This is a genomic window from Enterobacter cloacae complex sp. P13B, from assembly GCF_014895915.1.
Lineage (GTDB): Bacteria > Pseudomonadota > Gammaproteobacteria > Enterobacterales > Enterobacteriaceae > Enterobacter > Enterobacter bugandensis.
Genome location: NZ_JADBQN010000012.1, coordinates 17,320 through 39,753, shown reverse-complemented (window position 1 = coordinate 39,753; position 22,434 = coordinate 17,320). Strand labels below are relative to the sequence as shown.

At 56.7% G+C, this 22,434-nt stretch carries 22 protein-coding genes and 1 other annotated feature; of the genes, 7 read left to right on the top strand and 15 right to left on the bottom strand.

Annotated features, from left to right (window positions below):
* Positions 1-6: 6 nt before the first annotated feature.
* Positions 7-753 carry a GntR family transcriptional regulator gene (locus IM273_RS07320; RefSeq protein WP_059357501.1) on the top strand — a complete coding sequence of 249 codons (747 nt, stop codon included), beginning with the start codon at positions 7-9 and terminating at the stop codon, positions 751-753.
* On the opposite strand, the gene IM273_RS07315 is transcribed toward IM273_RS07320, so the two are convergent.
* The 3 genes from IM273_RS07315 to ibpA all read right to left on the bottom strand — a co-directional run bounded on the left by IM273_RS07315 (position 721) and on the right by ibpA (position 3,487).
* A complete protein-coding gene (locus tag IM273_RS07315; protein WP_193050920.1) occupies positions 721-2,382 on the bottom strand; it encodes a putative transporter in 1,662 nt (553 codons plus the stop codon). The two genes, IM273_RS07320 and IM273_RS07315, sit on opposite strands and share 33 nt — an antisense overlap.
* A 129-nt stretch (positions 2,383-2,511) precedes the next feature.
* A complete protein-coding gene (gene ibpB / locus IM273_RS07310; RefSeq protein ID WP_028014943.1) occupies positions 2,512-2,940 on the bottom strand; it encodes a small heat shock chaperone IbpB in 429 nt (142 codons plus the stop codon).
* Positions 2,941-3,076: 136 nt separating this feature from the next.
* Entirely contained in the window at positions 3,077-3,487 is a 411-nt protein-coding gene (gene ibpA, locus IM273_RS07305; RefSeq protein ID WP_008500162.1) for a small heat shock chaperone IbpA, read from the bottom strand.
* Positions 3,481-3,552: a sequence feature (ROSE (Repression Of Heat Shock gene Expression) occurs in the 5'-region of heat shock genes and acts as an RNA thermometer to modulate expression.), on the bottom strand. (Overlaps the previous gene by 7 nt.)
* A 250-nt stretch (positions 3,553-3,802) precedes the next feature.
* Between ibpA and IM273_RS07300 the strand changes: the two genes are divergently transcribed.
* The gene (locus IM273_RS07300; RefSeq protein WP_014881914.1) at positions 3,803-4,135 is read left to right on the top strand and encodes a YceK/YidQ family lipoprotein; all 333 of its coding nucleotides are present in this window, start codon (positions 3,803-3,805) and stop codon (positions 4,133-4,135) included.
* Here IM273_RS07300 and IM273_RS07295 read toward each other — a convergent pair.
* The 8 genes from IM273_RS07295 to IM273_RS07260 all read right to left on the bottom strand — a co-directional run bounded on the left by IM273_RS07295 (position 4,132) and on the right by IM273_RS07260 (position 12,318).
* Positions 4,132-5,361, bottom strand: a complete 1,230-nt coding sequence (locus IM273_RS07295; protein WP_193050922.1) for a DUF3748 domain-containing protein — start codon at positions 5,359-5,361, stop codon at positions 4,132-4,134. The two genes, IM273_RS07300 and IM273_RS07295, sit on opposite strands and share 4 nt — an antisense overlap.
* 51 nt (positions 5,362-5,412) lie before the next feature.
* A complete protein-coding gene (locus IM273_RS07290; RefSeq protein ID WP_193055539.1) occupies positions 5,413-6,750 on the bottom strand; it encodes an MFS transporter in 1,338 nt (445 codons plus the stop codon).
* A gap of 78 nt (positions 6,751-6,828) precedes the next feature.
* Positions 6,829-7,977: a galactonate dehydratase gene (gene dgoD / locus IM273_RS07285; RefSeq protein ID WP_028014940.1), complete on the bottom strand. Its 1,149-nt coding sequence runs from the start codon at positions 7,975-7,977 to the stop codon at positions 6,829-6,831.
* Complete coding sequence (locus IM273_RS07280) at positions 7,974-8,591, bottom strand: 2-dehydro-3-deoxy-6-phosphogalactonate aldolase (protein WP_063437524.1); 618 nt, start codon at positions 8,589-8,591, stop codon at positions 7,974-7,976. Before IM273_RS07280 ends, dgoD begins: the two co-directional genes overlap by 4 nt.
* Positions 8,575-9,453 (bottom strand): 2-dehydro-3-deoxygalactonokinase, encoded by an 879-nt coding sequence (locus tag IM273_RS07275; RefSeq protein ID WP_193050926.1) that lies wholly within the window; start codon positions 9,451-9,453, stop codon positions 8,575-8,577. The genes IM273_RS07280 and IM273_RS07275 overlap by 17 nt, the downstream gene beginning before the upstream one ends.
* Positions 9,450-10,139, bottom strand: coding sequence for a D-galactonate utilization transcriptional regulator DgoR (dgoR, locus tag IM273_RS07270; protein WP_003861109.1), 690 nt, complete (start codon positions 10,137-10,139; stop codon positions 9,450-9,452). The genes IM273_RS07275 and dgoR overlap by 4 nt, the downstream gene beginning before the upstream one ends.
* 226 nt (positions 10,140-10,365) lie before the next feature.
* Complete coding sequence (gene yidA, locus IM273_RS07265; RefSeq protein WP_047363227.1) at positions 10,366-11,178, bottom strand: sugar-phosphatase; 813 nt, start codon at positions 11,176-11,178, stop codon at positions 10,366-10,368.
* Positions 11,179-11,292: 114 nt separating this feature from the next.
* Positions 11,293-12,318, bottom strand: a complete 1,026-nt coding sequence (locus IM273_RS07260; RefSeq protein ID WP_193050928.1) for an NAD(P)-dependent alcohol dehydrogenase — start codon at positions 12,316-12,318, stop codon at positions 11,293-11,295.
* 109 nt (positions 12,319-12,427) lie between these two features.
* Between IM273_RS07260 and IM273_RS07255 the strand changes: the two genes are divergently transcribed.
* A complete protein-coding gene (locus IM273_RS07255; RefSeq protein ID WP_193050930.1) occupies positions 12,428-13,363 on the top strand; it encodes a LysR family transcriptional regulator in 936 nt (311 codons plus the stop codon).
* A gap of 34 nt (positions 13,364-13,397) precedes the next feature.
* On the opposite strand, the gene gyrB is transcribed toward IM273_RS07255, so the two are convergent.
* Genes gyrB through dnaA form a run of 4 tightly spaced genes read right to left on the bottom strand, consistent with a single transcriptional unit; the run spans position 13,398 to position 19,410 of the window.
* Positions 13,398-15,809 carry a DNA topoisomerase (ATP-hydrolyzing) subunit B gene (gene gyrB / locus IM273_RS07250; RefSeq protein WP_028014934.1) on the bottom strand — a complete coding sequence of 804 codons (2,412 nt, stop codon included), beginning with the start codon at positions 15,807-15,809 and terminating at the stop codon, positions 13,398-13,400.
* A gap of 28 nt (positions 15,810-15,837) precedes the next feature.
* Complete coding sequence (gene recF, locus IM273_RS07245; protein ID WP_045260850.1) at positions 15,838-16,911, bottom strand: DNA replication/repair protein RecF; 1,074 nt, start codon at positions 16,909-16,911, stop codon at positions 15,838-15,840.
* The gene (dnaN, locus tag IM273_RS07240) at positions 16,911-18,011 is read right to left on the bottom strand and encodes a DNA polymerase III subunit beta (protein WP_008500170.1); all 1,101 of its coding nucleotides are present in this window, start codon (positions 18,009-18,011) and stop codon (positions 16,911-16,913) included. The genes recF and dnaN overlap by 1 nt, the downstream gene beginning before the upstream one ends.
* 4 nt (positions 18,012-18,015) lie before the next feature.
* A complete protein-coding gene (dnaA, locus tag IM273_RS07235; protein WP_032644944.1) occupies positions 18,016-19,410 on the bottom strand; it encodes a chromosomal replication initiator protein DnaA in 1,395 nt (464 codons plus the stop codon).
* Between the two features lie 599 nt (positions 19,411-20,009).
* Here dnaA and rpmH point away from each other — a divergent pair.
* The 4 genes from rpmH to yidC are packed head-to-tail and all read left to right on the top strand — an operon-like array spanning position 20,010 to position 22,393.
* Positions 20,010-20,150, top strand: a complete 141-nt coding sequence (rpmH, locus tag IM273_RS07230) for a 50S ribosomal protein L34 (RefSeq protein ID WP_000831330.1) — start codon at positions 20,010-20,012, stop codon at positions 20,148-20,150.
* Between the two features lie 16 nt (positions 20,151-20,166).
* Entirely contained in the window at positions 20,167-20,526 is a 360-nt protein-coding gene (gene rnpA, locus IM273_RS07225) for a ribonuclease P protein component (RefSeq protein ID WP_014072458.1), read from the top strand.
* Entirely contained in the window at positions 20,490-20,747 is a 258-nt protein-coding gene (yidD, locus tag IM273_RS07220; RefSeq protein WP_001307474.1) for a membrane protein insertion efficiency factor YidD, read from the top strand. Before rnpA ends, yidD begins: the two co-directional genes overlap by 37 nt.
* Before the next feature lie 2 nt (positions 20,748-20,749).
* On the top strand, positions 20,750-22,393 hold the full coding sequence (gene yidC / locus IM273_RS07215; RefSeq protein ID WP_028014931.1) for a membrane protein insertase YidC: 1,644 nt from the start codon (positions 20,750-20,752) through the stop codon (positions 22,391-22,393).
* Positions 22,394-22,434: the final 41 nt, after the last annotated feature.

Here is a 22,434-nt window from a genome sequence, read left to right as displayed (position 1 = left end):
CTACTGGTGATCTACAAATCAATTGCTGACAGGTTGCGGCTGCGGCTGAATTCATCGGACTACAACATCGGCAGCCCGCTGCCTGGTGAAAAAGCGCTGGCGCAGGAGTTTGGCGTGGCGCGCATGACCATCCGCAAGGCGCTGGATCTGCTGGTGAGCTGGGGGCTGGTTGAGCGCCGGCACGGCAGCGGAACGTTTGTCTCGCGCAAAGACGTTCACCACGAAACCACTAACCTGACCGGGCTGGTGGAGGTACTGCGTCAGCAGGGAAAAGAGGTGCAGAGCAAGGTGCTGCAGTTCGAAGTGATGCCCGCCCCGCCCGCCATCGCCAGCCAGCTGCGGATCCAGGTGGATGAGCGGATCTACTTTTCACGGCGGGTGCGCTACGTGGACGGAAAGCCGCTGATGCTGGAGGACAGCTTTATGCCGGTGAAGCTGTTCCGCAACCTGTCACTGGCGCATCTTGAGGGGTCTAAGTTTGATTACATTGAGAAGGAGTGCGGGATCACCATCAGCGGCAACTACGAGAGCCTGACGCCGGTGCTGGCAGATAAACAGCTGGCTGGTTATCTGAATCTGCCGGAACAGACGCCGCTGCTGCGAATTACCTCTCTCTCCTACAGCGACAGCGGCGAGTTCCTCAATTATTCCGTGATGTTCCGAAATACCAGCGATTACCAGGTGGACTACCATCTGCGGCGCATCCACCCGGAAGAGCTGTTAGCCCATCCCCCAGAACAGCACCGCCAGTAGCTGCGGGGTGATGATGCGCAGGAACATCACCAGCGGGTAGACGGTGGCATAGGAGAGCGCGGCCGCGCCGCTGGTGGCGTGCAGGTTGTTGGCAAAAGCGAGCGCTGGCGGGTCGGTCATGGAGCCCGCCAGCATGCCGCACAGCGTCAGGTAGTTCATTTTGGCGAACATCCGCGCCAGGATTGCCACCGTCAGCAGCGGGATCGCCGTGATAAAGATGCCGTAGCCGACCCAGCTCATCCCTTCGCCCTTGACCAGGGTATCGATAAAATCCCCGCCGGACTTCAGCCCGACAACCGCCAGGAACAGCACGATGCCCAGCTCGCGCAGCGCCAGGTTAGCGCTCGGCGGCATAAACCAGTAGAGCTTCCCGATACAGCCGATACGCCCGAGGATCAGCGCCATAATCAGCGGCCCGCCCGCCAGGCCGAGCTTGAGCGCCACCGGGAAGCCCGGCACGTACAGCGGAATAGAGCCGAGCAGCACGCCAAGCCCGATGCCGATAAACACCGGCAGCATCTGCACCTGCTGCAGTTTTTGCTGGGCGTTGCCCACCATATCCGCCACGGCATCGATGGACGACGGGCGTCCGACCAGGTTGAGGATATCCCCGAACTGCAGGCTGGCCTCCGGGCTGGCAACCAGTTCGACGCCCGCACGGTTGAGGCGGGAGATGACCACGTCGTAGCGCTCTTTTACCTGCAGATCGCGTATTTTCTTGCCCAGAACGTGCTCGTTGGTCACCACAACACGCTCCACGCGCATATCGGTGCCGCGCGTTGAAAGCGAGGTATCCACTTCCTGACCAATCACCAGCCGCGCGTTGTTCAAATCCCCCGGCTGGCCGACCAGGTGCAGCAGGTCACCCTGCTGGATCATCGTGCCGGGCGCAGGCACCATCAGCACGTCGTCGCGCTTAAGGCGGGAGCAGATAATATTGGCGCTGTTCAGGATCGGCACGTCCTGAATCGCCATATTGTTCAGGTTGGAGTTATCGACGCGAATGTTGATGGTTTTGATCGGCATGTGGCCATTGGTGAGCGTGGTTTCGTGATCCTTCGCCTCTTTGTCGACGTTAACGCGAAACAGGACGCGGACCAGCCACATGGAGAGCAGAATGCCGCAAATCCCAAACGGATAGGCCATGGCGTAGCTCATCCCCATCTGGTCAACAATGCCGGGTTCAATGCCCAAATCGCGAAGGATTTGCTGCCCGGCTCCGAGCGCTGGCGTGTTGGTAACCGCCCCGGAAAAAATGCCCAGCACCACGGGAAGCGGGATAGCAAAGATTTTGTGCAGGATCGCGGTGACCAGCCCGCCCATCACCACAATGCCGAGGGCAAACAGATTGAGCCGTAGCCCGGAGACGCGCAGGGAAGCGAAAAAGCCCGGCCCTACCTGAATCCCGATGGTGTAGACGAAGAGGATCAGGCCGAACTCCTGAATAAAGTGGAGCATATCGGCGCTGAGAACCAGCCCGAGCTTGTCAGCAAAATGCCCGACAAAAATGCCGCCAAACAGCACCCCGCCAATTCCAAACCCGACGCCACGGATTTTGATATTGCCAATCCATAGCCCTACAACCGCGGCCAGGGCCAACACGCTTACGGTTAACGCGATATCACTCATGATCCACATCCTTGGCATAACCTTAGTTATAACAAGGATTTTCTCAGAGCCGGATGCGGTTGTATGGGCGATGGCGCACAAAAAAGCCCTGCCGGAGCAGGGCTTTGTGCAGTCTGTGAGTAAAGCGGATTAGCTGTTCAACGCCGGCCGCTCGCTAATGGCGATACGCTGCGGCGCGATGGCTTCCGGAACGTTACGGATAAGGTCGATATGCAGCAGCCCGTTGGTAAACGTCGCACCGGACACTTCCATATGGTCTGCCAGGGTAAAGCTCAGGCTAAACGGCTGATTAACCAGACCCTGATGCAGCCACCGGGTTTCGGTCTCTTGTTTTTCCGGCGTACCCTTCACGGTCAGGCGCGCGCCTTCGAGCTGGATATCCAGATCTTCCTGGCGGAACCCGGCCAGCGCAAGGGTGATGCGATAGTGGTTATCGTCGCTTTTTTCGATGTTGTACGGCGGAAATGTCTGTTGCTCGGTGGTGCTTTGCAGGGCATTAGCCAGTTTGTCAAAACCAATCCACTGACGCAGCAGGGGGGATAAATCGTAGTTACGCATACTAAATCTCCTTCTGAGAAGCGAGTTCGGCACAGTTTAATTTTGTGCACAGTTGTTCCTGCAAATCCTGATGGATTCGCATATGCTCCCGTTACGGCAAGCAAGTCTGGGTGGGCCGCCCGCGCGACCCGCGTAATTAGTTAATTTCGATACGGCGCGGTTTTTTCTCTTCCGGAATCACGCGTTCCAGTTCGATAAACAGCAGGCCGTTAACCAGGTTCGCGCCTTTAACGTGAATGTTCTCGGCTAACTGGAACTTGCGTTCAAAGTTGCGCTCGGCGATGCCCTGGTAAAGGTAGGTACGTTCTTTCTGCTCGGCCGTATGGGAACCTTTCACCACCAGCAGGTTGTCCTGCGCGGTGATTTCCAGCTCGTTTTCTGCAAAACCGGCGACGGCAATGGCGATGCGGTAGTGGTTTTCGTCAACCAGCTCAACATTGTATGGAGGGTAGCCGTTGCTCTGGCTTTGGTTATTTTCTAAATGGTTAAACAGGCGGTCAAAACCAATTGCAGAACGGTATAGCGGAGAAAGATCGAAGTTACGCATAGATAATACTCCTGAAATCAGCGAGAAATTGTAGCCTTCCACCATGGACAGGCCTTTGCGCCCCCGAGCACCCATCAGGCGTGTTCGTTATCGGGTCACATTCTTAAAATGGGTCTGGAACCGAGCTTTTCAAGACTATTTAGGCGAGATTTTTTTGCACTTTGCTGGTTGTCGCATAGACTCTGGGACAACAGCACAAAGGGTTAAATTGCGATGGCTGCCACAGTGCGGGGTTATCGGGCTATTCATTTCGGATAAGGCTCGCTATAACCCTGAGTTGCAGGTCTATGCAGTGCCATTAACGATGACTGAGTGATGATGAAAAATGTTCTGATAAAGCTGACGACGTTCAGCGGGGTGGTTTTACTTTGCGGGTGTTCGAGCGTGATGTCTCACACCGGCGGTAAAGAAGGAACATATCCGGGGACGCGCGCCAGCGCGGCGATGATCTCCGATGACGATACGAACTGGGGCACCAAATCCCTGGTTATCCTGGATATGCCCTTTACAGCAGTGGCGGATACGCTTCTGCTGCCGTGGGATGTATTCCGTAAGGACGATTCCGTGCGCTCACGGGTAGAGAAAAGCGAGCAGGAAAATCTGGCGACAAACGCCGTTATCCCGCCCGCCGAGATGCCGCCGCGCTAGTCCTTCGCGGTTTCCGTTACCCAAAGCTGACGGAAACCGCCCGTCTCTTGCATCCACGCAATAAAGCGCCCGTCCGGGGAAAACACGACCGCATCAGCAGACGGCGGATTGCCGTGATCGGACGTCAAAAACGTCACTTCTCCAGTCTTCGCGTCACAGCAGGCGATTCGGTTTTCAAGCACAAATCCCAGCATGTTCCCGGAAGGGTGCCAGTTAAACGCAGACTGAATACCGCTCCCGGTGCGCGTCAACTGGCGCGGCTCGCCGCCCTCAGGAGAGATCAGCCACAGCTGCACAATGCCGTTATCATCCCGCATCAGAAACGCGATTTGCGTCCCCTGCGGGTTACTGCGCACCCAGTGACGCGGCACGTTCACCAGACCCGGGTAGGCCCTCTGGTGGGTAAAGGTCAGACGACGCTGCTTCACCCCGGCAGGCGGCGCTGGCAGGGTATCTGGGGTGCCCTGCAGCGGCGCATCGCCCGCTTGTTTCCAGCCCTGCTCGTCTTCTGGCAGGTTAACAACAAACAGTTCAGGCACTTTTTCGCCCTGCACGGAGAGGGTATCGCCGATAAATGCCAGCCTGTTGTTGCCCACCCAGCCTTCTTCGTAGGCGCGGTTAATTTCATCGCTGCCCGGCTGCGGGTTGGGTGTTGTGCGGCTGACCAGCACGCTCCAGAACGTGCCTGAATATTCACGTGGATGATTCCCCTGCGGGTTCACCGGGCCAAACGGTGCCGCCACGCCGACGTTGCGTAAATCGAGCTTCGGATCGCGCTCATGTAAAACATGGTCGTTATAGGTAAAGCTGACGAACTGCCCGTTCGGGCTAAAGACGTGCACGTGGCTGCCGCCGCGCAGCGCGCCTGCGGTATAAGGCGCGGTGATATCCATCGCGTCCAGGTTGCTCACCTGACCGTGATGCGCAATCACACCCTGACGATGATGAAAATCGTAGTGCCAGCCAGCATCCGGGTTTTTCGGACCGTGGATAAAGACGTATTTGTCCTGTGCCGGATGAACGGTCACCACGCCAACATGCGCGCCGTCAGTAGCGCGATAAACCACCTCCACCTCACCCGTAACGACGTTGACCTGCTCAATGGTTTCGCCGGTAAATGACGCGCCTGACGGACGTACGTCGTAGACCAGCCACCGGCTATCCGGCGTCCAGGTATTGATGTTGGTCAGCTGGTGGTTGCGGGAAGCGAAGGTGATTTGTTTCATGAGGATACCCTGATGCACGGTGAGTGCATCAGGGTAAAACATCCGCAGGGATTAGCCTACTCGTTTCACATCGCCCACCAGCAGGATGTAGGAGAGTGCCCCGATCAGCGCCACAGCAGAGATGTAGACCAGCGCCGGGCCGAAGCCGTAGTCCTGCGCCAGGTAGCCGATGACCAGCGGTACGGTGATCCCGCCCAGTCCGCCGACAAAGTTGAACACACCGCCGGTCAGGCCAATCAGCCGCATCGGCGCGAGGGACGACACCAGCGACCAGGTGATAGAGGCGAAACCGTTACCAAAGAACGCCACCGCCATCAGGGCCATAATCCACACCGGATCGTTGGTGTAGTTGGCACCCATGATGCAGGTTGAGATCAGCAAGCCGCAGATAATCGGCGTTTTACGCGCCACGCCCAGCGAGTACCCTTTTTTCACCAGCTTATCGGCCAGCCAGCCGGAGAGCAGCACGCCGAAAAATGCGGCGAGGAACGGCACGGTGGTCATAAAGCCCGCCTTCAGCGCCGCGATCCCCTTTTCCTGGGTCAGGTAGTTCGGGAACCAGGTGAGGAAGAACCACAGCGTAGAAGTAACCGCGAACTGACCCAGATAAACGCCCACCAGCTTACGGTGGAAGACCAGCTTCCAGTCCGCTTTGGTCAGCGGCTGGCGCGCCTCTTTTTTCACCGGGGCATCACCGTCCACCAGACCGCCACCGTCGCGGATGTAGTCCAGCTCGGCTTTGGTGATGCTTTTGGTCAGACGCGGCGGCTGATACACCTTGAACCAGATTAGCGACCAGATAATGCCAATCCCGCCGGTGACGATGAACACCCAGTGCCAGCTCAGCAGCTCCTGGATCCAGATCAGCAGCGGCGTCAGGAACGCCAGGCCGACAAACTGGCCAGAGGTGTAAAAACCAACGGCGGACGCGCGCTCGTGTTCCGGGAACCAGCTGGTCACCATACGGTTGTTGGTCGGAAACGCGGGCGCTTCGAAAACCCCGGTGATGGCACGCAGGCCAATCAGCGATATCAGCCCGGTGGCGAAGCCCTGGAATAGGGTCGCCACGGACCAGCCTAATATGGCGATAAAGTAGGTCAGACGTGAACCCACGCGGTCAAGAAACCAGCCGCCGGGGATCTGGCATAAGGTATACAACCAGGCAAACGCCGAGAAGACGTAGCCCATTTCCGCTTTGGTGATGCCAAACTCTTCCTGAATATGGGCCGATGCCACGGCAAGGTTGGCGCGGTCAACATAGCAAATGACCACGGTAATAAAGATCATCATCAGCGTCAGGTATCGGCGACGCCCGATTTTTGTAGCGGTAACTGGAATATCCATCGCAATCTGTCTCCAGATTTTGGGCATAGCGAAGCCGCTCACCATGCCCTGTAATTTACAGAGGGTTATATTTTTGTATGTATGATTTTTGCCCGGAGGCTTACCGGGTCTACGGGATGGCGATTACCATTCCGCTACGCTGCCGTCCTCATGACGCCACAGCGGGTTTCGCCAGTCCGGCGCATTCTTACTCAGCTCAATGACTTTAGCTTCGTCAATTTCCACGCCAAGGCCCGGCTTCGTAAGCGGTTTAAAGAAACCGCCTTCCATGCAGAAGTCTTCTTTATTTTTCACAAAATCGAGCAGTTCCGCGCCCTTGTTATAGTGAATCCCCATGCTCTGTTCCTGGAACACCGCATTGCGGGAGACGAAGTCGACGTGCAGGCAGGCCGCCAGCGCGATTGGGCCGAGCGGGCAGTGCGGCGCCAGCGCCACATCGTAAGCTTCTGCCATCCCGGCAATTTTGTAGCATTCGGTGATGCCGCCCGCATGAGAAAGGTCCGGCTGCAGGATCGCTATGCCGCCCGCTTCAAGTACGCGTTTAAACTCGAAGCGCGAGAACATACGTTCACCCGCCGCGATAGGAATGTGGGTCTGTTCAGCCAGCTTCGGATAGTACTCCGCCTGCTCGGCCAGCACCGGCTCTTCGATAAACAGCGGGCGATACGGCTCCAGCTCTTTAATCAGCACTTTGGCCATCGGCGCGCTGACGCGGCCGTGGAAATCCAGGCCAAACTCAATCTCGTTGCCGAAGGCTTCACGAATTTGCGCCACGGTATTGACCGCCCGGTCTACCGCACGCGAATTGTCGATAACGCCCATCTCTTCGCAGCCGTTGAGCTTGAAGGTGTCAAAGCCGATATTGCGTAACTGCGTGATGCCGTCGATCACTTCCGCAGGACGGTCGCCGCCTACCCAGCTGTAGGCTTTGATTTTGTCGCGCACCAGGCCGCCCATAAGCTGCCAGACCGGTGCGTTAAGCACTTTACCTTTGATATCCCACAGCGCCTGGTCGATACCGGCGATGGCGCTCATCAGGATCGGACCACCGCGGTAGAAGCCCGCGCGGTACATCACCTGCCACAGGTCGTTAATGCGCGCCGGATCCTGACCAATAAGGTATTCGCCCAGCTCGTGTACTGCCGCTTCAACGGTGCGCGCGCGCCCTTCAATCACCGGTTCGCCCCAGCCTACAACCCCTTCATCGGTTTCGATTTTCAGGAACATCCAGCGCGGGGGTAAACGGTACGTGGTGAGTTTGGTTATTTTCATTTCACTGCCTCTCGATACGCTTTCACAAATGCTGCCGCCTGCTGTGCGGTACGTTCCACGGACTGTCCGGCACGATAAAGATCGCTCCCCAACCCTGCGCCCACACAGCCAGCGCTCATCCACTGGCCCAGGTTTTCTGGCGTTACGCCGCCCACGGCAAAGACAGGCACGCTGGCGGGCAATACCGCTTTCAACGCCTTGATGTAGTCCGGTCCAAAAGCCGATGACGGGAAAATTTTGAGCGACTGCGCGCCCGCATCAAGGGCAGCAAAGGCTTCCGTGGCGGTGGCGCAGCCCGGGCAGACTGTCATGCCGTAACCCACCGCGCGGCGGATCACCTCAGGCTGAATATTGGGCGTGACGATAAGCCTGCAGCCCATCTTTGCCAGCCGATCGACCTGCTCAGGCTGTAACACGGTGCCTGCGCCAATCAGCGCCTTATCGCCGAAAACCTCCACCACGGCCGGAATGCTTTTTTCCCAGTCGGGCGAGTTGAGCGGGATTTCTACCGCGTCGAATCCGGCGTCGATAACCGCGCCGACGTGGTCTAACGCCTCATCGGGCGTGATGCCGCGCAAAATCGCGATAAGGGGAAGATCAGTTTGCCACTGCATGAGCGATGCTCCTTATTCCTGCCTGAAATGCCGTGTCGCCGGATACCGTCGAAACATCACGCCCAACGGCGCGAAATGCCTGTTCGTAGCGCGACGTTAGCGATGCGCCTGCGACAATCGTAATGGCCTGCTCGTGCGCGATGAACTCACGCATGCTGGCGACCTCTGCGCCAATCAGCAGGCCGGAGAGAAACTCGCTTACCTGCTCGCGCGGGAGAAGTCCCAGCACGTGCGAGGCGCGAACCTCAAAAAGCTGCGGCAACACATCAGGGGAGGCGATCCCACGTTCAAGCCCGGCGGAAAACGCCTCTGACGAGGATTCCTGCTCAGGTAAACCGGCCCCGACCAGCGAATGGTTGAGCAGCAAATGGTGCAGCTCGCCGGTCATTACGGTGCGAAAATAGTGGATTTGCTCAGCGTCAGCCTGGACCCACTTACAGTGCGTGCCGGGCATGACGTAGACAGAAGAAGGAGAGAGAGCGCGCGCGCCAAGCAGCTGCGTCTCTTCGCCGCGCATCACGTTGTGGTTATCGTCGCGAGAGACGCTCAAACCGGGAATAATCCAGATATTGTCGCCAACGGACGTCAACTGCTCGCCAATAGCGGAGAAATGGACGGGAACCGACAGGTAAGGTGCAATTTTCCAGCCTACGTTACTGCCCACCATTCCCGCCATTACCACCGGCGTGGCGCTGTCGCGCCAGTTTTGTGTGACCTCTGCTAACACCGCCTCGGGGGATTTACCGTTCAGGCGCGTCACGCCTGCTTCTGATTGCCTGCTCTCCAGGCACTGCTCGCCCTGATAAAGCCAGGCGCGCAGATTGGTCGATCCCCAGTCAATTGCGATGTAACGAGATGTCATGTGATTTCCTTCAGCCTTCGTGTCGAGCTGGCAATCATGGTAAGCGCCGCCTGCTCTGCCGCATCGCCGTCCTGATGCCGTATCGCATCGAACAGCGCTTTATGTTCCTGGAGAGTTTTTGGCATGTTGGCCTCATCACCCATCCAGGTACGTTCAAATACCGCTCGCTGTAGCGAGCTGATCGCCACGCTAAGCTGCTGTAAAACCGGGTTATGCACCGACTGCAGCACCGCTTCGTGGTAGCGAATGTCCGCCTCGTTGAACGCCTCCCGGTTCTGGTTATTGGCGATCATGTCGTTTAAAGCCGATTCAATCTGGGCCAAATCACCGGATGTCGCGCGTTCCGCCGCCCAGCGCGCAATTGCCGGCTCCACCAGGTTTCGAACTTCACTCATCGCGCCGATAAGCCGCGGGTCGTAGTCGTTTTCCAGCACCCACTGCAGCACGTCGGTATCGAGGTAGTTCCACTGGTTGCGCGGAGCAACAAATGCGCCGCGATAGCGCTTCATTTCAATCAGCCGCTTCGCCATCAGCGAGCGGAACACTTCCCGGATGATGTTGCGCGAGGTTTCAAACTCCTCGCACAGTTCAGCCTCTGCGGGGAGCGGCGAACCGGGAACGTATTTACCGCCCACAATCTGGGTGCCCAGCGTAATAACGATGCGATCGGTTTTATTGAGAGTCATGGAGAGTCCTTGTGCTCTGTATGTCCATCACTACTTTACCGCGACCGCTGAATTTCGCCTCACTTTTGCAGTACAAACGTGAGGCCATTCGTCTTTTCCGTGGTGACAATGTAGTACAATCAGTCAATGTTGTACTACAATCAAGATCACAAAAAGAACAATTCGATAAATACAGGGCAAAAAAAAGCCCCGGTTGATAACCGGGGCTGATGATTGAAAATAAGCGTTACTGCAGCACAAACTTCTCGATCGCGTAGGCAACGCCGTCTTCGAGGTTAGATTTTGTGACGAAATCAGCCACCTCTTTCACCGAAGGAATGGCGTTATCCATTGCCACGCCAACGCCCGCGAATTCAATCATCGCGATGTCGTTTTCCTGGTCGCCGAGCGCCATGATTTCTTCCTGCTTAATCCCTAACGCATCAGCAAGTGATTTCACGCCGGTGCCCTTATTGACGCGTTTATCGAGGATTTCGAGGAAGTACGGCGCACTTTTCAGCACGGTGTACTTCTCTTTTACCTCCGCCGGAATGCGCGCGATGGCTTTATCCAGGATCTCCGGCTCGTCGATCATCATCACCTTCAGGAACTGCGTCGCCGGATCCATTTTCTCGGCTTCACAGAACACCAGCGGAATGGTCGCAACGTAGGATTCATGCACCGTGTAGTAGCTGATATCGCGGTTGGCGGTGTAGAGCGTATTGCGATCGAGCGCGTGGAAGTGGGAGCCCACTTCACGGGACAGTTTTTCGAGGAACAGGTAGTCATCATAGCTCAGCGCAGTTTGCGCAACCGTGCTGCCGTCTGCGGCTTTCTGCACCAGCGCGCCGTTATAGGTGATGCAGTAATCGCCCGGCTGATTCATGTGCAGCTCTTTCAGGTAGCTGTGTACGCCCGCATACGGACGCCCCGTGGTCAGAACCACATTCACGCCCTTCGCTCGTGCGGCGGCGATCGCGTTTTTAACGGCAGGAGAGATAGTGTGGTCTGGCAGCAGCAGCGTGCCGTCCATATCGATTGCAATGAGTTTGATAGCCATGAGTTCCCCGGGATAAATGAGTGCTACCTCATGCTAACGCGATTAAGCACACAAAAATAGAGCTACATTGCGCAACAGAAACACCCCTTTTACGCTTACCCGAGGAACGACGACTTACTCGCGGGTGAGAACGATTTTACCGAATGCGCCGCGATCCAGATGTTCAAGGGCCTGTTCAAGCTCGTTAAAACGGTAGCGATGCTCAATCACCGGCTTCAGTCCCGTGACGTCAACAGCGCGGACCAAATCCTCCAGCGCCCGGCGGTGCCCCACGCCAATCCCCTGGATGACGGGGGATTTCAGCAGCAGCTCGCCAGCAGGCAGCGAAATGTCAGTCCCGGCCAGCACGCCAATGACGGAGATACGCCCGTGAACGGCAACGGCACGCAGGGAATGCTTCAGGTTTTCCCCTCCTACGGTTTCGATAATATGGTCGATGCCGCGATCCTGAGTCAGCGCCAATGCCTCTTCAGCCCAGTCACTCTTCAGGCGGTTAACGCCCTGGCTGGCGCCCAGTTTTTTGGCGAGCGCCAGTTTTTCATCGCTCCCCGAGGTGACAAACACCTCCGCTCCGTGCGCTTTTGCAATTTGCAGGGCGAAAATCGCCACGCCGCCCGTCCCCTGTACCAGCACCGATTGCCCGGCGCGGAGCTGACCCCGCTCCACCAGCGCGAACCAGGCGGTAAGCCCTGCGCAGGGTAACGTGCTGGCCTCTGCGTCATCCAGGCTTTCCGGTGAGGCTACCAGCGCGTTTTCATTTACAACCACATATTCGGCCAGCATTCCCTGGAAATAGCCGCCGGACGTTTTGTAGGGCAAATCACGCGCGTCTGCCTGCGGCTTGCCGTCGATCCACTCCGGGAAGAAGGTTGAAATGACGCGAGCGCCGGGTTTGAAACGCGTGACACCTTCACCTACGCTGTCCACCACGCCCGCCATGTCAGACGCCGGGGTGAACGGGAAGGAAAGCGGAATCGGCATCGTGCCTTCGATAACCATTTTATCGCGATAGTTGAGCGCAACGGCATTTACCCGTACGCGAACCTCACCGGGGCCTGGCTGTGGAACCGATTCATGAATGAGTTTGAGATTCTCGCGCCCGAGGGCGTTCATTGACCAGCGCTGCATTGTCTCTGTCATTTTTTTCTCCTGCCATCAGATAAGCTTCAGTAATGACAGTCTACCGTTGACTCCTCGTCACCAGTGGCGATAAGTTTTCTCTTCATTGACGCCTGAATGGATACAAACCGTGACCGATACGCTGAAAGATATTCCTGTTTTTGTCGCTGCCGTGGAGGCAGGAAGCTTTGCGCAGGCCGCAGTTCGCCTGCACCTGTCGCGCTCTGCGGTGGGTAAAAGCATTGCTCGACTTGAGGAACGTCTGGGAGTGCGGCTGTTTCAGCGCACTACCCGCAGCCAGCGGCTCACCGATAACGGCGCCCTGTTCTACGAGCGCTGCCTGCGCGCGCTGGAGGAGATCAAGAGCGCGGAATCCCTGCTGGAAACGGGGAAGCATCAGATCAACGGTCGGCTTCGTGTTGCCATGCCGGTGCTGTTTGGACGGCAGTGCGTCGCGCCGCTGCTGATTGAACTGGCGCAGGAACAGCCTGGGCTTGAGCTTGAAATGTCGTTCAGCGACCGCGTGGTGGATCTGGTCGAGGAAGGCTTCGATATGGCGGTACGTAACGGCACGCTGCAGGACAGCAGCGTGCTGGTGGCCAGAAAGCTGGGAGAACACCGCATGGTCCTGTGCGCCTCGCCCGACTATCTGCAAAAAAGAGGTCATCCAGGCGCTGTGGATGATTTATCCCGGCACGCGGCCATTAACTATCTGCGCGCAGGCCGCGTGCTATCCTGGCAGCTTATGGACAGCGACGGAACGCCGCGCACGTTTACGCCGCGGTCATCACTCAATATGGATGATTTGCAGGCCATCTGCGACGCGGCGGTGACCGGGCACGGCATTGCCTGGCTCCCCTGCTGGATGGCCATCAAAGAAATTCATCAGGGAAAGCTTGTCCCGCTCTTTATGCAGGCGCCGGATGTCCATTTTGACGTCCATGCCGTCTGGCAACAGACGCCGTACCTGCCCCTGAGGGTAAGAATGGCCATAGATGCGCTGGCGAGCCGTTTACCGGCGACGATGTCGCTGGACATTCCTGCGCCCATAAAAAAGCCGCGCTAAAAGCGCGGCCAGTTTTCATGCGGGATAGCGACTGTTAAATATCGATATTCGCCGCTTTCAGCGCGTTCTCTTCAATGAACGCACGACGTGGTTCTACCGCATCGCCCATCAGGGTGGTGAACAGCTGATCCGCAGCAATCGCGTCTTTAACGGTGACGCGCAGCATGCGACGGCTTTCCGGATCCATGGTGGTTTCCCACAGCTGATCCGGGTTCATTTCGCCCAGACCTTTATAACGCTGAATAGACAGACCGCGACGGGATTCTTTCACCAGCCAGTCCAGCGCCTGCTCGAAGCTTGCTACCGGCTGACGACGCTCGCCACGTTCGATGAAGGCATCGTCTTCGATCAGGCCGCGCAGCTTCTCGCCGAGGGTGCAGATACGGCGGTATTCCGGGCCGGTCACGAATTCGTGCTCCAGCGGGTAGTCGGTGTCGACGCCGTGAGTACGCACGCGAACAATCGGCTCAAACTGCTGTGCCGCATTCTGTTGAACGTCGAACTTCCACTGGCTGCCGTGCTGCTCTTTCTCGTTCAGCTCGCTCACCAGGGTATTCACCCAGCGGGTCACGGCCTGCTCGTTGCTCAGATCGGCTTCGGTCAGGGTTGGCTGATAGACCAGCTCCTTCAGCAGCGCTTTTGGATAGCGGCGTTCCATACGGCCAATCATTTTCTGCGTGGCGTTGAACTCGGAGACCAGACGCTCCAGCGGCTCGCCGGCCAGCGCTGGCGCGCTGGAGTTCGCATGCAGGGTCGCGCCATCAAGGGCAATCGCGATTTGGTACTGATCCATCGCGTCGTCATCTTTAATGTACTGTTCCTGCTTGCCTTTCTTCACCTTGTACAGCGGCGGCTGGGCAATGTAGACGTGACCGCGCTCAACGATTTCCGGCATCTGACGATAGAAGAAGGTCAACAGCAGCGTACGGATGTGCGAGCCGTCGACGTCCGCATCGGTCATGATGATGATGCTGTGATAGCGCAGCTTGTCCGGGTTGTACTCGTCGCGGCCAATGCCGCAGCCGAGCGCGGTGATGAGCGTCGCCACTTCCTGAGAAGAGAGCATCTTGTCGAAGCGCGCTTTCTCAACGTTGAGGATTTTACCCTTCAGCGGCAGGATCGCCTGGTTCTTACGGTTACGGCCCTGCTTCGCAGAACCGCCCGCGGAGTCCCCTTCCACGAGGTACAGTTCGGACAGCGCCGGGTCACGTTCCTGACAGTCAGCCAGCTTGCCCGGCAGGCCTGCCAGGTCCAGCGCGCCTTTACGACGGGTCATTTCACGGGCTTTACGCGCTGCTTCACGAGCACGTGCCGCATCGATAATTTTGCCCACCACGATTTTCGCGTCGTTCGGGTTTTCCAGCAGGTATTCGCTCAGCAGTTCGTTCATCTGCTGCTCAACCGCCGATTTCACCTCGGAAGAGACCAGCTTGTCTTTGGTCTGTGAGGAGAACTTCGGATCCGGCACCTTCACGGAAACCACGGCAATCAGGCCTTCACGGGCGTCATCACCGGTGGCGCTGACTTTCGCTTTTTTGCTGTAGCCTTCTTTGTCCATGTAGGCGTTCAGGGTACGGGTCATCGCCGCGCGGAAGCCCGCTAGGTGAGTACCGCCGTCGCGCTGTGGAATGTTGTTGGTAAAGCAGTAGATGTTTTCCTGGAAACCGTCGTTCCACTGCAGCGCCACTTCCACGCCAATACCGTCTTTTTCGGTGGAGAAATAGAAGATATTCGGATGAATTGGCGTTTTGTTCTTGTTCAGATACTCAACAAACGCCTTGATACCGCCTTCGTAGTGGAAGTGGTCTTCTTTGTTGTCACGCTTGTCGCGCAGGCGAATAGAGACGCCGGAGTTCAGGAACGACAGTTCACGCAGGCGCTTCGCCAGGATGTCGTACTCAAATTCAGTGACGTTGGTGAAGGTTTCAAGACTCGGCCAGAAACGCACCATGGTACCGGTTTTATCGGTATCACCGGTAACGGCCAGCGGGGCTTCAGGCACACCGTGCTGATAGATCTGACGGTGAATTTTGCCTTCGCGCTGAATAACCAGCTCCAGCTTTTGCGACAGGGCGTTTACTACGGAAACGCCTACGCCGTGCAGGCCGCCGGAAACCTTATAGGAGTTATCGTCGAACTTACCGCCTGCGTGCAGTACGGTCATGATCACTTCCGCAGCCGATACGCCCTCTTCCGGGTGAATACCGGTCGGGATGCCACGGCCGTCATCGGTAACGGACACAGAGTTATCCGCATGGATGGTGACCACGATGTCTTTACAGTGACCCGCGAGCGCTTCGTCGATAGCGTTATCTACCACCTCGAATACCATGTGGTGCAGACCGGTGCCGTCATCCGTGTCGCCGATATACATACCCGGGCGCTTACGCACCGCATCCAGCCCTTTCAGGACTTTGATACTGGAGGAGTCATAAGAATTCGACATCAACGTTTCTCGCTCATTTCAACTTGGGTTAATCCGTTATTTTACCCTTTTCCACGGTAAACATCTTCGAATTTTCGTCCGACATGTCCATAACGTGTTCAGCGCTAATGGCGCTGACGAAAACCTGCGACTGCGTGGCTTTTAAGCGGCTGGCAAGCAGGCCGCGCCGCGCGTCGTCAAGTTCCGAGGCAAAATCATCTATCAGGTACAGGCAGCGTCGTCCGCTCTCGCGGGTGAGGAACTCCCCCTGCGCCAGGCGTAGCGCGCACATCAGGAGCTTGAGCTGCCCGCGCGACAGCGTGTCTTCCACCGGCGCACCGTCGGCACGAATGCGGAAATCCGCCTTGTGCGGGCCGTGCGCGGTGTAGGTCAACATCCGGTCGCGCTCGAAGCTTCTCTCTAACACCTCGGCATAATCCGTCTCTTTCTCCCAGCCACGCTGGAAGGAGAAGGTGAGAGAGAACTCGGGTAAAAACTGTTTGCAGGTGTCGGCCATATCTTCGGCGATACCCGCGCTGTATTCGGCACGCCAGCGGCTGATCTGTTCCGCAAGAGGGATGAGTTCCATGTCCCACGGACGCAGCTGTGCGTAGCGCGTGACCTGGCGCAACGCGGCGTTACGCTGTTTAAGCAGACGCTTCAGGTTGCTCCAGGCGTTAAAGAAACCGGCTTCATTGTGAAAGCATCCCCAGTCGAGGAACGCTCTTCTGTATTTGGGGCCGCCGTTGAGTAAAGTAAACCCCTCGGGCGTAATCAGCTGCATTGGCATCAGCAGCGCCAGCTCCGCCACCTTATGGCCGTCGGTGCCGTCGATGCGCACCTTGCTATCGCCCTGCTTGTCTTTGGTCAGGCCGATGGCGGTTTCCCGCTCTGCGCCCTGCAAACGCCCGTGCAGAACAAAGGATTCTTGCTCGTGGCGAATGACGCGACCAATCTGCAAACTGCGAAACGCCCGGCCATGGCCGAGCGTATAGATGGCTTCCAGCACGCTGGTTTTGCCGCTGCCGTTCGCGCCAACCAGGAAGTTAAAGCCGGGGGATAAAGCGAGATCCGCGCTTTCGATATTGCGAAAGTCGCGGATCAACAGACGGGTGAGCGACATTACAGTCTCATTGGCATGACAACATAAGCCGCGCTTTGGCTGGCCGCATCTTCAATCTGTACGCTCGAAACGGAGTCGGTCAGCAGAATGCGCACATTCTCGCATTTCAGTGCATTGAGCACATCCAGCACGTAGCTGACGTTGAAGCCGATTTCCATCTCAGCCCCGGCGTAGGTGACGTCCAGAATCTCTTCTGCCTCTTCCTGCTCCGGGTTGTTGGCGGTGATTTTGATCTGGTTTTCACTCACGTACAGGCGTACGCCGCGGAATTTCTCGTTCGAGAGAATGGCCGCGCGGGCAAACGCCTGCTTGAGGCTATCGCAGCCCGCTTCCAGCGTTTTGTCCGGGTTCTTCGGCAATACGCGGCGATAATCCGGGAAACGGCCATCAACCAGCTTCGAAGTGAAGACAAAATCGCCCACGTGGGCACGGATGTTATTGCTGCCAATCTGCACCCGCAGCGGCGTGTCACCGCCGTCGAGCATACGCATCAGTTCAATCACGCCTTTACGCGGCACGATCACCGAATGGTTCGGCAGTGAGTCGCCAATCGGCATGGAACAGACCGCCAGACGGTGGCCGTCTGTGGCCACGGTACGCAGCTCTTCACCTTCGGTTTCGAACAGCATGCCGTTTAAGTAGTAACGAACGTCCTGATGCGCCATGGAGAACTGCGTGGCTTCAATCAGACGCTTCATCGTCGCCTGCGGAAGAGTGAATTCTACTTCACTCTGCCAGTCGTCCAGGTTCGGGAAGTCCGCAGCGGGCAGCGTGGAGAGCGAGAAACGGCTGCGGCCAGAGCGCACCAGCATGCGGTCGCCTTCCAGCTGCACGGCGATTTCAGCGCCTTCCGGCAACCCGCGGCAAATATCAAAGAATTTACGTGCCGGAACCGTGGTCGCGCCCGCGTCGTGCGGCTGCGTCAACGTAACGCGCGCGATCATTTCCATTTCCAGATCTGTACCGGTCAGCGACAGCGTACCGTCCGCGACCTGAAGCAGCAGGTTTCCGAGAATAGGCAGCGTTGGGCGGCCGCCTAATGGGCCACTCACCTGTTGCAGCGGTTTTAATAAATGTTCACGTTCAACGGTAAATTTCATAGCGTCACGATGATAATGTTCTGATTAGATTGGAAAAATCTTCTTTTATGTCGTGGCTTTCTTCGCGTAACTGCTCAATCTTGCGACACGCGTGCAGCACGGTCGTATGGTCACGGCCACCAAACGCATCGCCGATTTCCGGCAGACTGTGGTTGGTTAACTCCTTTGCCAGCGCCATCGCCATCTGACGCGGACGCGCCACCGAGCGGGAACGACGTTTAGACAGTAAATCTGCCACTTTGATCTTGTAGTACTCAGCCACCGTCTTTTGAATATTGTCGATGGTGACCAGTTTTTCCTGCAATGCCAACAAATCGCGCAGCGCTTCACGCACAAAATCGATGGTGATCGCACGACCGGTGAAGTTGGCATTGGCGATAACGCGGTTCAGCGCCCCTTCCAGCTCACGCACGTTGGAGCGCAGGCGCTTGGCGATGAAGAACGCCACTTCACCCGGCAGGCGTATGTCGTTCTCATCGGCTTTCTTCATCAGGATCGCGACGCGGGTTTCCAGCTCCGGTGGCTCGATCGCCACGGTGAGGCCCCAGCCGAAGCGGGATTTGAGACGATCTTCAACACCGTTGATCTCTTTAGGATAACGATCCGAGGTCAAAATGATCTGCTGATTGCCTTCCAGCAGGGCGTTGAAGGTGTGGAAAAATTCTTCCTGCGATCGTTCTTTATTGGCAAAGAACTGGATGTCATCGATCAGCAGCGCGTCAACGGAACGGTAGTAGCGTTTAAACTCTTCGATCGCATTGTTTTGCAAGGCTTTTACCATGTCCTGAACGAAGCGCTCGGAGTGCATATACACCACTTTCGCGTTGGGCTTGCGCGCCATAATGCCGTTACCTACCGCATGCAGCAGGTGGGTTTTACCGAGACCCGTGCCGCCATACAGGAACAGCGGGTTGTAAGCACCGCCGGGGTTATCGGCAACCTGACGGGCTGCCGCGCGCGCCAGCTGGTTCGACTTACCTTCAACGAAGTTATCGAACGTGTGTTTCACGTTAACGTTAGAGCGGTAAGTTGGCTCTGCGGGGGCAGGGACGTTATCCCAGCCCTGACGAGCAGGTGCAACGCGAGGCGCCGGAGCCGGAACAGCCTGAGCGGGCGCGGCTACATTTACGGTTTCACGAACGGTTTGGGTGACCGGCTTTGTGCCCACTTCAAAACGCAGCTGTGGGACATCTGACCCGCAAAAATCGTTCAGCAGGCCATTGATGTTATTGAGGTACTTGTCTCTTACCCAATCGAGCACAAAACGGTTTGGCGCATACAAAGCCAGCGTGTTATCGCTCAGCTCCGCCTGCAACGGGCGGATCCACATACTGAATTCTGTGGCTGGTAACTCATCCTGCAATCGGGCAAGACACTGCTGCCAAAGCGAAAGTGACACGGCGGACTCCACTCGAACAATAAAAGAAAACTATTGAATATTCATGATTGTTGGCGCACATCGACATGACCCTGCGTAAAGGGGGACGTGCGAATTGCTATCTGCAATTTATCCTAACCAGGATCCTGGGATCCCGATCGGGACCGCGGATCATAGCGTAAACTGAGCCAGAGATCTTCTGTTTCTCACAGATTCTTCCCGATTTATCCACAGGAAGATCTGAAACCGGGTAAGTGTAAACGATCCTGGCGCGAGTGCCCCGCGATTTAGCCCGCATATTGGAAAATTTAATGAGCAGCGACAATTTATTGCTTAAATGATCTAACGAAGATCCGGGACGATCCTTGCGCTTTGTTGGCGAGGCCGTATAATCCTCGACCCGGCGCGTGATGCTCATCTTCCTGCGTCGTCCGTTGCTCATTTTCCACGCGAAATCGTGCGGAAATACGCGGGAAATAAGGAAAGAGAATTGACTCCGGAGTGTACAATTATTACAATCCGGCCTCTTTAATCACCCACGGCTTCGGCGTCCGTCATTCGAAACTCGGTCGGGCATCCGCAAAAGTCATGAATTTTTTCAAGTTTAGGTAGAAATCGCCATGAAACGCACTTTTCAACCGTCTGTACTGAAGCGCAACCGTTCTCACGGCTTCCGTGCTCGTATGGCTACTAAAAATGGTCGTCAGGTTCTGGCACGTCGTCGTGCTAAAGGCCGCGCTCGTCTGACCGTTTCCAAGTAATAAAGCTAACCCCTGAGTGGTTAAGCTAGCATTTCCCAGGGAGTTACGTTTGTTAACTCCCACTCATTTCACTTTCGTCTTCCAGCAGCCACAACGGGCTGGCACGCCGCAAATCACCATCCTCGGCCGCCAAAATTCGCTGGGGCATCCCCGCATCGGTCTCACAGTCGCTAAGAAAAACGTTAAGCGTGCGCATGAACGCAACCGGATTAAACGTCTGACGCGTGAAAGCTTCCGTTTACGTCAGCACGAACTGCCTTCTATGGATTTCGTGGTGGTGGCTAAAAAGGGGGTTGCCGACCTCGATAACCGTGCTCTCTCGGAAGCGTTGGAAAAATTATGGCGCCGCCACTGTCGCCTGGCTCACGGGTCCTGATAGCCCTCATTCGGGTCTATCAACGCCTGATTAGTCCGCTACTCGGGCCGCACTGCCGTTTCACACCAACATGCTCAAGCTACGGAATTGAGGCATTGCGCAGGTTTGGAGTGATAAAAGGCAGTTGGTTGACGGTGAAACGCGTATTAAAATGCCACCCTTTACACCCCGGTGGAGACGACCCCGTCCCCCCAGGACCTTTTGATACCAGAGAACACTAACGATGGATTCGCAACGCAATCTTCTTATCATCGCTTTGTTGTTCGTGTCTTTCATGATCTGGCAGGCATGGGAGCAGGATAAAAATCCTCAACCCCAGCAGCAGACCACGCAGACCACGACCACCGCAGCGGGTAGCGCCGCCGACCAGGGCGTACCGGCCAGTGGCCAGGGGAAACAGATTACGGTTAAGACCGATGTGCTTGAGCTGACTATCAACACCCGTGGTGGTGATGTTGAGCAGGCGCTGCTGTTGACCTACCCGAAAGAGCTGAAGTCTAACGAACCGTTCCAGTTACTGGAAACCACACCGGAGTTCCTGTATCAGGCGCAGAGCGGCCTGACCGGTCGTGATGGCCCGGACAACCCTGCTAACGGTGCGCGTCCACTGTATAACGTCGAGAACGACACCTTTGTACTGGCTGATGGCCAGAACGAACTCGTTATCCCGATGACCTACACCGACGCGGCAGGCAACACCTTCACCAAAACCTTCACCCTGAAACGCGGTGAGTATGCGGTGAACGTGGGCTACAGCGTACAGAACGCCGGTGCGAAACCGCTGGAACTGTCTACCTTCGGTCAGCTGAAGCAGTCCATCAATCTGCCGTCACACCGTGACACCGGAAGCAGCAACTTTGCGCTGCATACCTTCCGTGGCGCGGCGTACTCCACGCCTGATGCGAAGTACGAGAAATACAAATTCGACACCATTGCCGATAACGAAAACCTGAACGTCAGCTCCAAAGGCGGTTGGGTCGCAATGCTGCAGCAGTATTTCGCGACCGCGTGGATCCCGAATAACGACGGTACGAATAACTTCTACACCGCGAACCTGGGCAACGGTATTGCAGCCATCGGCTACAAATCACAGCCTGTTCTGGTTCAGCCGGGTCAAACCGGTAAGCTGGCAAGCACCCTGTGGGTCGGCCCGGAAATCCAGGACAAAATGGCTGCCGTCGCGCCGCACCTGGATCTGACCGTTGATTACGGCTGGTTGTGGTTCATCTCTCAGCCGCTGTTTAAGCTGCTGAAGTTCATCCACAGCTTCCTGGGTAACTGGGGCTTCTCCATCATCGTTATCACCTTCATCGTTCGTGGCATCATGTACCCGCTGACCAAAGCGCAGTACACCTCCATGGCGAAGATGCGCATGCTGCAGCCGAAGATTCAGGCGATGCGTGAGCGTCTGGGTGATGATAAACAGCGTCAGAGCCAGGAAATGATGGCCCTGTATAAGGCAGAGAAAGTGAACCCCCTGGGTGGTTGCTTCCCGCTGCTGATTCAGATGCCAATCTTCCTTGCGTTGTACTACATGCTGATGGGTTCCGTTGAGCTGCGCCACGCGCCGTTCGCCCTGTGGATCCATGACCTGTCCGCACAGGACCCGTACTACATCCTGCCGATCCTGATGGGCGTGACGATGTTCTTCATCCAGAAGATGTCGCCAACCACCGTGACCGACCCGATGCAGCAGAAGATCATGACCTTTATGCCGGTCATCTTCACCGTGTTCTTCCTGTGGTTCCCGTCAGGTCTGGTGCTGTACTATATCGTCAGCAACCTGGTGACCATCATCCAGCAGCAGCTGATTTACCGTGGTCTGGAAAAACGTGGCCTGCATAGCCGCGAAAAGAAAAAGTCCTGATTCGGTAAGATAACGCTAAAATAAGGGCGGTCGATTGACCG

Coding starts and splice junctions, on each gene's coding strand:
- IM273_RS07295 (WP_193050922.1), bottom strand. CDS start 5,361: ATGAAACAAATCACCTTCGCTTCCCGCAACCACCAGCTGACCAACATC.
- IM273_RS07280 (WP_063437524.1), bottom strand. CDS start 8,591: ATGCAGTGGCAAACTGATCTTCCCCTTATCGCGATTTTGCGCGGCATC.
- IM273_RS07290 (WP_193055539.1), bottom strand. CDS start 6,750: ATGGTGAGCGGCTTCGCTATGCCCAAAATCTGGAGACAGATTGCGATG.
- dnaN (WP_008500170.1), bottom strand. CDS start 18,011: ATGAAATTTACCGTTGAACGTGAACATTTATTAAAACCGCTGCAACAG.
- dgoD (WP_028014940.1), bottom strand. CDS start 7,977: ATGAAAATAACCAAACTCACCACGTACCGTTTACCCCCGCGCTGGATG.
- ibpA (WP_008500162.1), bottom strand. CDS start 3,487: ATGCGTAACTTCGATCTTTCTCCGCTATACCGTTCTGCAATTGGTTTT.
- dgoR (WP_003861109.1), bottom strand. CDS start 10,139: ATGACTCTCAATAAAACCGATCGCATCGTTATTACGCTGGGCACCCAG.
- rpmH (WP_000831330.1), top strand. CDS start 20,010: ATGAAACGCACTTTTCAACCGTCTGTACTGAAGCGCAACCGTTCTCAC.
- recF (WP_045260850.1), bottom strand. CDS start 16,911: ATGTCGCTCACCCGTCTGTTGATCCGCGACTTTCGCAATATCGAAAGC.
- IM273_RS07300 (WP_014881914.1), top strand. CDS start 3,803: ATGATGAAAAATGTTCTGATAAAGCTGACGACGTTCAGCGGGGTGGTT.
- yidD (WP_001307474.1), top strand. CDS start 20,490: ATGGCGCCGCCACTGTCGCCTGGCTCACGGGTCCTGATAGCCCTCATT.
- yidA (WP_047363227.1), bottom strand. CDS start 11,178: ATGGCTATCAAACTCATTGCAATCGATATGGACGGCACGCTGCTGCTG.
- IM273_RS07260 (WP_193050928.1), bottom strand. CDS start 12,318: ATGACAGAGACAATGCAGCGCTGGTCAATGAACGCCCTCGGGCGCGAG.
- yidC (WP_028014931.1), top strand. CDS start 20,750: ATGGATTCGCAACGCAATCTTCTTATCATCGCTTTGTTGTTCGTGTCT.
- gyrB (WP_028014934.1), bottom strand. CDS start 15,809: ATGTCGAATTCTTATGACTCCTCCAGTATCAAAGTCCTGAAAGGGCTG.
- IM273_RS07315 (WP_193050920.1), bottom strand. CDS start 2,382: ATGAGTGATATCGCGTTAACCGTAAGCGTGTTGGCCCTGGCCGCGGTT.
- IM273_RS07275 (WP_193050926.1), bottom strand. CDS start 9,453: ATGACATCTCGTTACATCGCAATTGACTGGGGATCGACCAATCTGCGC.
- ibpB (WP_028014943.1), bottom strand. CDS start 2,940: ATGCGTAACTACGATTTATCCCCCCTGCTGCGTCAGTGGATTGGTTTT.